The organism is Pseudomonas sp. FSL W7-0098 (assembly GCF_005930585.1).
Taxonomy (GTDB): domain Bacteria; phylum Pseudomonadota; class Gammaproteobacteria; order Pseudomonadales; family Pseudomonadaceae; genus Aquipseudomonas; species Aquipseudomonas bubulae.
On the sequence record NZ_RXHW01000006.1, the window covers coordinates 97930 to 111419 of the forward strand.

Consider the following 13490-nt stretch of genomic DNA (forward strand, 5'->3'; position numbering starts at 1 on the left):
GGCGCCAGAAAACCCGCCCGCAGGCAGGTTTATCGTAAAGAGCACTGGCTATCAGTCGCGCAGGTCGGACTCATGAATCGGTTGGTCGCGATGGGTCGCGCGCTGGTACTGGGCTGGCCAGATGGCCTTTTTACCGCCCAGGTCATCGTCTGCATGCAACGGCCAATACGGGTCACGCAACAGTTCACGCGCCAGCAGGATCAGGTTGGCCTGCCCGGTACGCAAAATATGCTCGGCCTGGGCCGGTTCGGTGATCATGCCCACCGTACCGGTGGCAATGCAGGCTTCCTTGCGCACGCGCTCGGCAAAACGGGTCTGGTAGCCAGGCCCCACCGGAATCTCGGCATTGGCTGCGGTACCGCCCGAAGACACGTCGATCAGGTCCACGCCCAATGCCTTGAGGCGTCGTGCCAGTTCGACGGTTTCGTCAGGGTTCCAGCCGTCTTCCACCCAGTCGGTGGCCGAGACCCGCACAAACAGCGGTAGCTCCTGCGGCCATACACCGCGCACGGCCTCGGTGACTTCCAACACCAGACGGATGCGATTCTCGAACGAACCGCCGTATTGGTCACGTCGCTGGTTGCTCAACGGTGAAAGAAATTGATGCAACAAGTAACCATGAGCAGCATGTACTTCAACCACCGAGAAGCCAGCCTCCAGCGCTCGCTTGGCGGCAGCCACGAACGCCTGGATAACCTCATTGATCTGGGTCTCGTCCAGTTGCACTGGGGCAGTGTGCTGTGGGTCGAAGGCAATGGGTGACGGCCCGACAGGCACCCAGCCGCCCTCCTCCACCTTGACGCTGCCATGCTTGCCCAACCAGGGGCGGTGGGTGCTGGCCTTACGCCCGGCATGGGCCAGCTGGATGCCGGCTACAGCGCCCTGGGCGCGAATAAAGCGGGTGATGCGTTGCAGGGGTTCAATCTGCTCGTCGTTCCACAGGCCCAGATCCTGGGCAGTGATACGGCCTTCGGGGGTGACGGCAGTGGCTTCGGTAAAAATCAGCCCGGCGCCGCCAACGGCACGGCTGCCCAGATGGACCAGGTGCCAGTCATTTGCCAGCCCATCGACGCTGGAGTACTGGCACATTGGCGAGACCGCAATGCGGTTAAGAAGGGTCAGTTGGCGCAGGGTATAGGGTTCGAGCAGCAGACTCATGGGTCACCTCTAATTCCAGTGGGCAGGCTCCAAGTACTTCTGAAGAGCCTAGTCGACAACACTGGATGAGGGGGAGTTCATATCGCAACGGGACGTGGTGGTTTTGGTGGGAGCGGGCTTGCTCGCGATACGGGCACCGCGGCCTGTCAGGCCAACCGCGGTGATAGCATCGCGAGCAAGCCCGCTCCCACAGGGGATTGGCGGATTAGCGCGGCTCGATATGGGCAATCATCAACTGTACGGTTTCGTTGCCGCGAAATTCGTTGAGGTCAAGCTTGTAGGCCAGTTCCACCCAGCGAATGGTCGGGTTCGGCCACACTTCGCGATCGATCCCGAAAGCAATGCCGTCGAGCTTTACGCTGCCGCATTCGGTCTTGAGCACGACTTTCAAATGCCGCTCCCCCACGATGCGTTGCTCCACCAACTGGAATACCCCGTGGAACAGCGGTTCGGGAAAGTGCTGCCCCCATGGCCCGGCATTGCGCAGGGCACGCGCCAGCTCCAGGTGAAACTCTTCCACTGCCAGGCTGCCGTCAGACAGCATGCGCCCGGTCAGGTCTTCTTCACGCAATTGACGCCGCACTTCAGCATCAAAGGCCTCACAGAACAGCGGGAAGTTAGCCTCAGGCAAAGTCAGCCCGGCCGCCATGGCATGGCCACCGTATTTGCTGATCAAGTCCGGATGCTGTGCAGCCACCACACTCAGTGCATCACGAATATGAAAGCCCGGCACCGATCGGCCGGAGCCCTTGAGCATGCCATCCCCGGCATCGGCAAAGGCAAAAGTCGGGCGGAAGTAACGCTCCTTGAGCCGCGAAGCCAGAATTCCGATCACCCCCTGATGCCACTCGGGGTCGAACAGGCACAGGCCAAACGGCATGCTGTCGATGGTCAGATCCTTGAGCTGGGCCAGCGCTTCACGTTGCATGCCCTGCTCGATGGATTTGCGGTCCTGGTTCATTTCGTCCAGTTGCGCAGCCATTTCCCGCGCCGCATTGGCGTCATCGGTGAGCAGGCATTCGATACCCAGGCTCATGTCGTCCAGGCGCCCGGCGGCATTCAGGCGCGGCCCGAGGATAAAACCCAGGTCGGTGGAGGTGATTTTCGCATGGTCACGCTTGGCCACTTCCAGAATAGCCTTGAGCCCGGGCCGGGCACGCCCGGCACGGATGCGCTCAAGCCCCTGGTGTACCAGGATGCGGTTGTTCGCATCCAGCGGCACCACGTCCGCGACGCTGCCCAGCGCCACCAGATCCAGCAATTCGGCAATATTCGGCGCCTTGCTGTTCTGGTACCAGCCCAGGCTGTTCAAGCGCGCCCGCAAGGCGATCAGCACATAGAAGATCACCCCTACCCCCGCCAGCGCCTTGCTCGGGAACTCGCAGCCGGGCTGGTTGGGGTTGACGATGGCATCCGCGGCCGGCAATTCACTGCCCGGCAAGTGGTGGTCGGTAACCAGCACGCTCAAACCAGCTTTTTTGGCTGCGGCCACACCTTCGATACTGGAAATTCCGTTATCGACCGTGATCAACAGCTGCGGCGTACGGGTCAGCGCAACTTCGACGATTTCCGGGGTCAAGCCGTAGCCATATTCGAAGCGGTTAGGCACCAGGTAATCGACATGGGCCGCCCCCAGCAGGCGCAGACCCAGCATGCCCACGGTGCTGGCTGTGGCGCCGTCGGCGTCAAAGTCGCCGACGATCAGGATGCGCTGGCGCTGCTCAAGCGCGACCACCAGCAAGTCCACCGCTGAATCAATGCCCTTAAGCTGCTGATACGGGATCAACCGCGCCAGGCTTTTGTCCAGCTCAGCTTGCGACTGCACACCCCGTGCGGCGTAAAGGCGGGTCAGCAGGGTTGGCATTTCGCCCAGAAAAGGCAGGGGCTCAGGCAATGGACGAGGTTCGATGCGCATAAGCAGGTGAAGAGTCTCTAAGCGTAAAAAAGGGTTGGAACTTAGCCGCGTTCGCCTTGCAGCCACTGCAGTTGCACTTCGTGCTGGCCGCGATCATCTGTCACGAAAATCGTACCCTCGCTGATCATCACGTCCCACTTGATAACCCGTGGCATATCTTTGGCCAGCACCTCAAGAATCTCTTGCGGAACGGCTGCGATATTGACGTTCTTCAGGTTCTTGATTGCAGGAATCACCTTCCCTTCCCACACACGCAAGCTGCCATACGCCAGCAGGCTGGTGCGCTCGGTACGGCGCGAGCACCAGGTCAGACGGTCGGCATCGGGCTGTCCGACTTCGATCCAGTGCAGAACACGGTCATCCAGGCTTTTTTCCCACAGGGCCGGTTCGTCTACATCTGACAGGCCTCGACCAAAAGACAGCTGCTCGTTGTACCAAAAAGCGTAGGCCAGAAGGCGCACAGTCATGCGTTCTTCGGTCTCCGAAGGGTGGCGGGCGATGGTCTGCTTGACGCTTTCATAGACCCCGCGATCGAGATCGGTAAGGTTGAGTTCAAACTTGTAGGTCGTGGACGGCTGTGCCATGAACGGGCTTCTTGATACGGAGAAAGGCGACAAGTCTAACCGATACACCGTGTTTGAACGAATCGGCCAGCTTCTTGCCAGCCGCCAGCTATGTTAAAAGGCTGTACTCGCTCGCCCTTGGACAAGGATTCCACATGCCGCTCGCCACCAAACCCCTTTCAGGCCTTAAAGTTGTTGAATTGGGTACCCTGATCGCCGGGCCATTTGCATCGCGCATTTGCGCCGAGTTTGGCGCCCAGGTGATCAAGGTCGAATCTCCTGACGGCGGCGACCCGCTGCGAAAATGGCGCAAGCTGTATGAAGGCACATCGCTATGGTGGTTCGTCCAGGCGCGCAACAAAAAATCCCTGACCCTGAATCTAAAACACCCCGACGGTCTGAGCATTCTCAAGGAGCTGCTGACAGACGCCGATATTCTGATCGAAAACTTTCGCCCCGGGGTTCTGGAGAAACTCGGACTGGGTTGGGATGTGCTGCATGCACTGAACCCCAAGCTGGTGATGGTGCGCCTGTCCGGCTTTGGCCAGACCGGCCCGATGAAAGATCAGCCGGGGTTTGGTGCGGTCGGCGAATCCATGGGCGGGCTGCGTTATATCACCGGTTTCGAAGATCGTCCGCCAGTGCGCACAGGCATCTCGATTGGCGACTCGATTGCCGCGCTGTGGGGTGTGATCGGTGCCCTTATGGCTTTGCGTCATCGCGAGGTCAACGGCGGCCAGGGCCAGGTGGTAGACGTGGCGCTCTACGAAGCGATTTTTGCCATGATGGAAAGCATGGTGCCCGAGTTCGATGTGTTCGGTTTCATCCGTGAACGTACCGGCAATATCATGCCGGGAATTACGCCCTCTTCCATCCATACCAGCCTGGACGGCAAGCACGTACAGATCGGCGCCAATGGCGACGCCATTTTCAAGCGCTTTATGCAGATTATCGGGCGCGACGATCTGGCCAACGACCCGGAGCTTGCACACAACGATGGTCGTGACGCACGCCGTGACGAACTGTATGGCGTGATTGACCGCTGGGTCGGCTCGCTGCCGCTGGCCACGGTACTTGAACAACTGGGCGCAGCGCAGGTGCCTGCCAGCCGTATTTTCTCGGCAGAAGACATGTTCAGCGATCCACAGTTTCTGGCCCGTGAAATGTTCCTGCAGGCCAAACTGCCTGACGGTAAAGACTTCAAGATGCCCGGTATCGTGCCAAGGCTCTCCGATACTCCGGGCACGGCAGATTGGGTAGGCCCCGAACTGGGTGCACATAACATCGAGGTGTTGAACAGCCTGGGTTACGACGCTGCAGCAATCGCCAACCTCAAGCAAGCGGGCGCCATCTAGGCGTGTTGCCCATTTTTAGTGGCCACCCAAGGAGATCAGCAGCATGACCCAGCGTTCGACCTTGCGAAGACTTTGGGCAGGCCTGATCACCGCATTGTTTCTGGCCTGGGCCCCTGGCAGTCAGGCAGCACCCACACTCATCTGGTTGTTGCGCGACCTGCCACCGTTAACGGTGTTTCATGGCCCGCAAAAAGGTAAGGGGATAGTCGACCAGGTGATGCCAGCCCTGATCGCAGGCATGCCGCAATACCAGCACGTGATAATGCGGGTTAACCGGGCTCGGGCCCTGCAGATGCTTGAAGAACCCTCGCTGACCTGCGATCCGGCGCTGATCTGGAATCCCGCCCGCGCCCTCTCGATCGTTTACTCCGAGCCCGTTGCGATCATGCACAGCAATGGCATGGCCATACTGCGTGAGAATCAGCATTTGATCGAACCCTTTGTCCATGACGACAAGGTAGACCTGCCGGGGCTGCTCAAGGCGCAAACCCTCAAGCTTGGAGTCATTGCCAAACGCAGCTACGGAGTATTGATTGATAGCCAGCTGAAGCTGAGCCCGCCAGGCCAGATTGTCATGCATTACGGTAACGATCCGTTGGGCAGCCTGCTGCAAATGCAACATGCAGGCCGTATGCCGACGCTATTGGGCTACTGGCCAGAAATCCAGGCCAAGGCCAGTCAGCAAGGTTTGTCATCCGACGAACTGCTGTTTTATCCGATCCAGGGCGCCCCGGAATATCAGTCGATTTACGTTGGCTGCTCGGACACTGCGCAAGGACGTGAGGTCATTCGCAGGGTCAATTCGATACTCACCACATTGGGCTCGCCATCCCTGTCTTACCTGGATGAGCAATGACACGTACGCATAAAAAAACCCCGAGCAGTGGGGAGGCTGCTCGGGGTTTAACAGGGTCATGATAACCCGCTCAACAGGCTACAAGTATCGGAGCAATAAACTTGCTCCTGCTGATGAAAAATCTGACAAACCAAACCTGCTGGAAGTTCCCCCAGTACTGGCAATTAATCTGCATTCGCGCCATCAGCACTTATCTGCTGTAGCTCGAAGGCACCCAACAATTGCCCCAGCGCCCCTATGGTCACGGGTTTTGACAAACACCCCAGCACCCTGAGACCTTGACTGCGGGCCACTCTGGCCGCCCTCTCGACCACCGGAGGTGCAGCAGCACTCAAAATGATCAACGCTGCAGCTTTGCGTTCAAGGGCCAACTCGCTGATCAGCTCCTGCCCTGATGCCCCTTCCATATACAAATCACAAATGGCCACGTCTATGGCACCGCGCCTGAGCAAGGACTCGCGGGCGCAATCAACGCTTTCGGCCGTCAACACGTCAAAAATGCGGAAGGCGTTCAACATCTGATGCAACACCATTAATTGAAACGGGTTGTCTTCAAGAATCAATACTTTTAAAGATCGCATCATGGGCCTTCAGGCATAAACCTAGCGCTACAGAGGAGGTAAACCTTAGTGGGCTCAACACTCAATACACATAGGACATATCTGTAAATACCATAGGAATCCACAACGCCTTTCATTTACTGGATCAAACCAGCTTACTGATCCCACTTTTTAGCTTCAGATTTGTCGAACCATCCTCCTACCAGCCCCTCCAGACGCCCAGTCTCTGAATAAAACGGAACAACCCACTGATAGATTTCCATGCCTCCGGACTTAAACTCCACCCAACGTTTTTGGTAACAGGGTTTGCGGCTTTGAATCATGCCCATTATTTCCCGCTGGAGCTTCTCGGCCAGCTCCTTCGAAAACAAATCAACATCAGTCACCTTCAACCCGCGAATCCGTCCCAACTGGACAGATAAACGCTGCTCATAGCTTTGATTGCAGGTAATCAGCTCTCCCTCCAGGCCAACCACGAAAATCGGGCTGGGAATGCCATCCAGAAAGCGGTGACTGAGCCCCAACTGCTCATTCAGGGTTTTCTCGGATTGACGCGCAATAATCAGTTGCCTGCGCAGAAACCAGTTGTACACAAACAACATAAGCCCGGCCGCAATCAAGACCGCTATCGCCCAATAAAGACGGGCTGAGTGATACAGGCCACTCTCGATGATCAGCGGTTTGCCCACCCCCCCCAGCCACTTGGTTCTCAGCGCCCGAATCTCGGCCATGGGCATGGCTTCCAACGCCTTGTTCATGATGCTGAAAAGCTCCGGGTATAGAACAGGGACCGAAAAGCTGGCGGCAGCCCATTGCCCGTCAACACTGCGTCCGACCTTGAGGCGCCCCGGTGGGTAAAGATGAGCCTGTGTCTCTGTTTGTATCGTCGCATCTGCCTCGCCATTGGCGACCGCGTGACGTGCCTGGGCGTAGGTATCAACCAGATGCAAGGTGATTGCGGGGTATTCACGTCGAATCAAGTCTTCGAGGGCGTGCCTGGCTGGAAGCGCCAGAACCTTGCCGGCCAGTTCGTCCAATGAACCCAGCCGGGAATCATTGACTCGTACAACAAACACCCAGGGTGCCCCACCGTAGGAATAGGTGAAGTTCAAAAAAGCTTTGCGCTCACGACTTCTGGAGAGGCTTGAGTTCATCAGTGCCTCGCCACTTTTGAGCATGTCGAGGATTTGTACCGTTGAAAACGCTTCTTTATGTACAAACTGCAACCCGGTCATGCGAGAAATTCGCGCCAGAATATCCACACTCAGCCCTACCCAACGACCGTCCCCGGTCTTGAATGCGTACAAGGGGAACTGCTGGGTCGCCAGGGCTACAACCGGATTGCGCTGGATCCACTCAAGCTCGCCAGGCAGCAGGTTGATATGCGATTGAACAGCGTGCCCTTCAAGCCCGATGATCCAGCGTGAAAGCACCATGCGCGATGTATTGTCATCAAGGCTGCCCAGCGCGCGGTTGATCAGCAACCCAAGTTCGGGGTCAGAGAGGCGTGTAGCAAATGCAAAACCGGAGGATGGCAAGGCGCTATCACCGATAATGCGCACCCCCGAATGAGGCCGGACACTTTTGAATGACTGCACGATAAGTTCATTGCCGATAAACCCGTCGATATCCCCCTCAACCAGCGCGTCCATTGCATTATGCAGGTCACTGATGGTGGTGATTTCACTGTCAGGGTAAAACGCCTGGGCGGTATGAATATCGACGTAGCCCTCCATAAAACCGATTTTTTTCCCGACCCAGTTTTTGACCGGCTCTTCCTCACATGAGCGACAAACGATAACCAGTCGATCAGTCATGTACTCCCGGGAAAAAGCTACACCCTCAATCCCTCGCTCAAACCCGCTGGCGCTGGCCAGGATATCGATATTGCCGGCCAGCAGCTCTGCAACGGCCTGATCACGACGCCTGTAGCCCAGGACTTCAACAGGCACGCCCAACGTGTCTCGAACGATGCTCAGGTAATCTGCGCTGATGCCCTGATAGTTATTGCGGTCGTCGGTGATGTCGACCGGTTCGTAATCACCGATGGCGATACCAACCCGTAGCGTTCCATGATTGGCCAGCCATTGCCGCTCCGGGGCATCCAGTTGCAGAGGCTGGATATCGACAAAGCGTGTTGCGAGCCTGAAAGGCGTTCCGGAAGCGCCCATCACCGGCAGGGCCAGGCTCAACAAGGCCATGCCCAGCACTATGCGCATCCATGATTCAAATGTCTGGTGAATACGTGACATGACAGCATCCTTGACCGGGTATTCGCCAGCACAGAAGGGGCGAAGACCTGGCAAGTTTGCCATGCACCAATAAAAAAGCCCGTCAGATGACGGGCTTCAAATTACGTAAGACGAATGCCGTTAAAGCGGCTTGCCACGGTTGCCATGCTGGCTGACAAAGCCCTGGACAGCCTTGAGGTCATTAGCCAGTACGGTGTAACGCTCCTCTCGCTCAAACAAGTCAGAAAGGTGAGACGGCAGTTCGAGCGCTTTTCCTATGCCGGCTTTTTCAACCGCTTCAGGGAACTTGACCGGATGTGCCGTGCCCAGAATGACCATCGGGATATCCAGACTGCGACGGCATTCACGGGCCGCACGCACACCGATAGCGGTGTGCGGATCGAGCACTTCGCCGCTTTCGACAAATACCTGAGCGATGGTTTCGCAGGTTTGCTCATCATCAACCGCCAGCGAATCAAACAGACGACGCGCTTCGGTCCAGCGATCTTCATCAACGCTGAAATTACCGGTTTGCTTGAAGGTATCCATCAGACCGGCAACGGCTGCGCCATCGCGACCATGAAGGTCGAACAGCAAGCGCTCGAAGTTCGACGACACCATGATGTCCATCGACGGCGACAGAGTCGCGTGCAAGGTGTCCTTGGCGTACTGATTGCCGCTCATGAAGCGGTGCAGGATGTCGTTGCGGTTGGTGGCAACGATCAGCTGGTTGATCGGCAGGCCCATGTTGCGTGCCAGGTAGCCCGCAAAGATGTCGCCGAAGTTGCCGGTAGGCACCGAGAACGACACGGAACGGTGTGGCCCGCCCAGTTGCAGGGAGGCATGGAAGTAGTAAACGATCTGGGCCATGATCCGCGCCCAGTTGATCGAGTTTACGGCGACCAGGCGTGTACCCTTGAGGAAACCCTGGTCGGCGAAGCTGGCCTTGACCATTTCCTGGCAGTCATCGAAGTTGCCTTCGATGGCGATGTTATGAATGTTGTCACCGAACAGCGTGGTCATCTGCCGACGCTGGACTTCCGATACTCGGTTGTTGGGGTGCAGGATAAAGATGTCGACGTTTTCGCAATGCTTGCAGCCTTCGATCGCCGCCGAACCGGTATCCCCGGAAGTCGCGCCGACAATCACCACACGCTCGCCACGCTTGGCCAGCACGTAGTCGAGCAAGCGGCCGAGCAGTTGCAGGGCAAAGTCCTTGAACGCCAGGGTCGGACCGTGGAACAGCTCAAGTACCCATTCATTGCCATTTAGCTGACGCAGTGGCGCTACAGCTGCGTGGGAAAACGCGCCGTAGGTTTCTTCGAGAATCTTTTTGAAGTCTGCATCCGGAATGCTGCCGGTCACGAACGGGCGCATAACCCGAAAGGCCAGTTCGTGGTAAGGCAAACCGGCCCAGGAAGCGATTTCTTCCTGGGTAAAGCGCGGCAGGTTTTCCGGTACATACAAACCGCCATCACTGGCCAGACCGGCCAGCAACACATCTTCAAAATTCAGGGCCGGTGCCTGGCCACGGGTACTGATATAGCGCATGGGTTCAAACCTTCGGTTTGAGCGCCAAGCGGTTTAGCGCCAGGCAACAAGTAAAAGCCGATGTGCTCTTGCTTGCCGCTTGCCGCTGCCGCTTGCCGCTCTTAATTAATTAAGATGCTCAACGCGGATGCGAACGACCGGACCCACAACGCCCTGCAATGCTTCAAGCGCGGCAATGGCATCGTTGATGTGCTGTTCAATTACCCGATGGGTCAACAGGATCATTGGCACCAGGCCGTCATGCTCTTCGACTTCTTTCTGCATGATCGATTCGATATTGATGCCGCGCTCGGACAAGATGCTCGCCACCTGGGCCAATACGCCCGGGTGATCTTTGGCCTGGATGCGCAGGTAGTAGGCGCTTTCGCACGCTTCGATCGGCAGGATCGGATGGTCGGAGAGCAGATCCGGCTGGAAGGCCAGGTGCGGTACGCGGTTTTCCGGGTCGCTGGTCATGGCACGCACCACGTCTACCAGGTCGGCAACCACGGACGAAGCCGTTGGTTCCATACCGGCGCCAGCACCATAGAACAGGGTCGAACCGGCAGCGTCACCGTTGACCATGACTGCGTTCATTACACCGTTGACGTTGGCGATCAGGCGGTCAGCCGGAATCAGCGTCGGGTGAACCCGCAACTCGATGCCGTTGGCCGTGCTGCGTGCAACACCCAGATGCTTGATGCGATAACCCAGCGCCTCTGCGTAATTCACATCAGCGGTTGTCAGCTTGGTGATGCCTTCGGTGTAGGCCTTGTCGAACTGCAACGGGATACCGAAAGCAATCGACGCCAGAATGGTCAGTTTGTGCGCCGCATCGATACCTTCAACGTCAAACGTCGGGTCTGCCTCGGCATAACCCAGCGCTTGTGCTTCAGCCAGCACGTCTTCGAACGTACGGCCTTTTTCGCGCATTTCGGTGAGGATGAAGTTACCGGTACCGTTGATGATGCCCGCCACCCAGTTGATACGATTGGCCGAGAGACCTTCACGGATCGCCTTGATCACCGGGATACCGCCTGCAACGGCCGCTTCGAACGCCACGATCACGCCCTTTTCCTGGGCTTTGGCGAAGATTTCATTACCGTGAACGGCAATCAGCGCCTTGTTCGCGGTCACGACATGCTTGCCGTTTTCGATGGCCTTGAGCACCAGTTCACGGGCGATGGTGTAACCACCAATCAGCTCGATAACAATGTCGATTTCAGGGTTGGTCGCAACAGCGAATACATCGTTGGTAATGGGGGTACCGGTAATGTCGCACTGAGGGTTTGGCGTACGCATTGCAATTTGCGCAACCTGGATACCACGCCCGGCACGGCGGGCAATCTCCTCGGCGTTACGCTTTAGTACGTTGAAGGTGCCGCCACCGACGGTCCCGAGCCCACAGATACCTACTTTGACCGGATTCACGCTGAACTCCCCATAAAACGGCCGACTCAAGGTCGGCCGTGAAAAACAACCGTGGATTGCCACGGTTCTCTATTAATGGCCGGGCAACTGAACTGCCCCGCCATGATCGTCACAGGCTTATCGTGACGACACTGGATTATTTAACACTGAGTGCCAGCTTGCCAACCTGCGCAGCTGGCTGATACCCCGGAATCACCTGACCGTCAGCCAAAACGATGGCTGGCGTGCCATTGACGCCGATGGACTGGCCCATGGCGAACTGCTTGGCAACCGGATTGGCGCATTTTGGCGCCTCGACGGTTTTACCATCAGTCATCTTGTCCATCGCCGTTTTTTTGTCCTTGGAACACCACACCGCCTGCAGCTGCTGGTCACCCGGTGAGCCGAGGCCCTGACGCGGGAACGCAACATAGCGCACTTCAATCCCCATCTTGTTCAGTTGCGGGACTTCGGCATGCAATTTGTGGCAATACGGGCAAGTGGTGTCGGTAAATACCGTGATATGCGACTTGGTTTCGCCGATGGCAGGGTAAACGACGGTCTCTGCCACCGGAATGCCATTAATCAACTTGGCCACGCCAACACGTTCGGCCTGCTCGGTCAGGTTCACCGGCTTGCCGTCCTTGAGCTGGAACATGTAGCCCTGAACGATGAACTGGCCATCGGCACTGGCATACAGCACGCGGCTGCCCTTGAGCTTGACTTCATACAGGCCGGCCATGGGGCTGGCACTGATGCTCTCGACCGGCACATCCAGTTGCAGGGTTTCGAGGCTCTTGCGGATTGCTTGTTCGGCGCCGGTATCGGCGAACGAGAAGGTGCTGACCAACGCAATGGCTGCGGCGGCGAAAATCTGGATCACACGCATGGGAACTCCTGAAGACGGGCAAAGCTGCCAACCCCGATACCCGTCCTGAAACAACGGGTTTGGGCGGCGCGCTTTCTAAACCGGCAAAGCCTACCACAGATGGCCTGCATGACCGACTCCGACTAGCCACGCGGGTGATGGAGGGCATGCAGGTCCTGCAGTCGGGCACGGGCAACATGGGTGTAAATCTGCGTCGTCGAGAGGTCGCTGTGCCCCAGCAGCATTTGCACCACACGCAAATCGGCGCCGTGATTGAGCAAATGGGTGGCGAAGGCATGGCGCAAGGTATGTGGCGACAGCGACTTGTTGATCCCGGCCACCCTGGCCTGATGCTTGATGCGATGCCAGAAGGTCTGGCGGGTCATCTGTTCACCGCGCTGACTGGGAAACAGCACATCACTGGGGCGACCGCCCAGCAGCTCATGCCGGGCATCGCGCATGTAGCGCTCGACCCGGACGATGGCCTCCTCCCCCATCGGCACCAGGCGTTCCTTGCTGCCCTTGCCCATCACGCGCAAAACACCCTGGCGCAGGTTGACCTGCTCCAGAGTCAGGCTGATCAATTCGGTTACGCGCAGGCCACAGGCATACAGTACTTCAAGCATGGCCCGATCACGCTGGCCGATAGCCTCACTCAGATCAGGGGCGGCGAGCAGCGCTTCTACGTCTGCCTCTGACAGGGACTTGGGTAATGGCCTGCCCAACTGCGGCATATCGACCTGCAAGGTAGGGTCGACGGCAATCAGGTTTTCTCGCAGCAGATAACGATAGAAGCCACGCAAACCTGAGAGCAAGCGCGCAGTCGAGCGAGGCTTGTAGCCCTGCTCCAGGCGCCAGGCGAGATGATCGAGGATCAACTCGCGCCCGGCGTTGGCCACAGCGATACCGCGCTCCTGCAACCAGCCATTGAATAAGGCCAGGTCACTGCGATAAGCACCGCGGGTGTTGTCCGACAAGCCTTTTTCCAGCCACAGGGCATCCAGAAAACGGTCGATAAGTGGGTCGTCTATAGCGGGCATTGGC

11 protein-coding genes are annotated in these 13490 nt (G+C 57.7%); 2 read left to right on the forward strand and 9 right to left on the reverse strand.

Annotated features, from left to right (window positions below; all coding sequences use genetic code 11):
- Positions 1 to 51: 51 nt before the first annotated feature.
- From FHL07_RS12920 to FHL07_RS12935, 3 genes are all read right to left on the reverse strand, one after another.
- Entirely contained in the window at positions 52 to 1158 is a 1107-nt protein-coding gene (locus FHL07_RS12920; protein ID WP_095020555.1) for an NADH:flavin oxidoreductase/NADH oxidase, read from the reverse strand.
- 205 nt (positions 1159 to 1363) lie between these two features.
- A complete protein-coding gene (recJ, locus tag FHL07_RS12930; RefSeq protein WP_095001261.1) occupies positions 1364 to 3073 on the reverse strand; it encodes a single-stranded-DNA-specific exonuclease RecJ in 1710 nt (569 codons plus the stop codon).
- A gap of 41 nt (positions 3074 to 3114) precedes the next feature.
- Entirely contained in the window at positions 3115 to 3657 is a 543-nt protein-coding gene (locus tag FHL07_RS12935; RefSeq protein ID WP_016781928.1) for a YaeQ family protein, read from the reverse strand.
- 134 nt (positions 3658 to 3791) lie between these two features.
- Here FHL07_RS12935 and FHL07_RS12940 point away from each other — a divergent pair, with 134 nt between their 5' ends.
- Positions 3792 to 4991, forward strand: coding sequence for a CaiB/BaiF CoA transferase family protein (locus FHL07_RS12940; protein ID WP_095018197.1), 1200 nt, complete (start codon positions 3792 to 3794; stop codon positions 4989 to 4991).
- A 43-nt stretch (positions 4992 to 5034) separates the two neighbouring features.
- The gene (locus FHL07_RS12945) at positions 5035 to 5847 is read left to right on the forward strand and encodes a TIGR02285 family protein (protein ID WP_095001259.1); all 813 of its coding nucleotides are present in this window, start codon (positions 5035 to 5037) and stop codon (positions 5845 to 5847) included.
- 164 nt (positions 5848 to 6011) lie between these two features.
- Here FHL07_RS12945 and FHL07_RS12950 read toward each other — a convergent pair whose 3' ends face one another.
- From FHL07_RS12950 to xerD, 6 genes are all read right to left on the reverse strand, one after another.
- On the reverse strand, positions 6012 to 6431 hold the full coding sequence (locus tag FHL07_RS12950) for a response regulator (RefSeq protein ID WP_095001258.1): 420 nt from the start codon (positions 6429 to 6431) through the stop codon (positions 6012 to 6014).
- Between the two features lie 131 nt (positions 6432 to 6562).
- On the reverse strand, positions 6563 to 8659 hold the full coding sequence (locus FHL07_RS12955; protein WP_138738574.1) for a transporter substrate-binding domain-containing protein: 2097 nt from the start codon (positions 8657 to 8659) through the stop codon (positions 6563 to 6565).
- A 120-nt stretch (positions 8660 to 8779) separates the two neighbouring features.
- On the reverse strand, positions 8780 to 10189 hold the full coding sequence (gene thrC, locus FHL07_RS12960) for a threonine synthase (protein ID WP_138738575.1): 1410 nt from the start codon (positions 10187 to 10189) through the stop codon (positions 8780 to 8782).
- A 105-nt stretch (positions 10190 to 10294) separates the two neighbouring features.
- Positions 10295 to 11599 (reverse strand): homoserine dehydrogenase, encoded by a 1305-nt coding sequence (locus FHL07_RS12965; RefSeq protein ID WP_016781922.1) that lies wholly within the window; start codon positions 11597 to 11599, stop codon positions 10295 to 10297.
- Positions 11600 to 11735: 136 nt separating this feature from the next.
- Positions 11736 to 12467 carry a DsbC family protein gene (locus FHL07_RS12970; RefSeq protein WP_095001255.1) on the reverse strand — a complete coding sequence of 244 codons (732 nt, stop codon included), beginning with the start codon at positions 12465 to 12467 and terminating at the stop codon, positions 11736 to 11738.
- A gap of 122 nt (positions 12468 to 12589) precedes the next feature.
- Positions 12590 to 13486 carry a site-specific tyrosine recombinase XerD gene (gene xerD / locus FHL07_RS12975; protein WP_095026616.1) on the reverse strand — a complete coding sequence of 299 codons (897 nt, stop codon included), beginning with the start codon at positions 13484 to 13486 and terminating at the stop codon, positions 12590 to 12592.
- Positions 13487 to 13490: the final 4 nt, after the last annotated feature.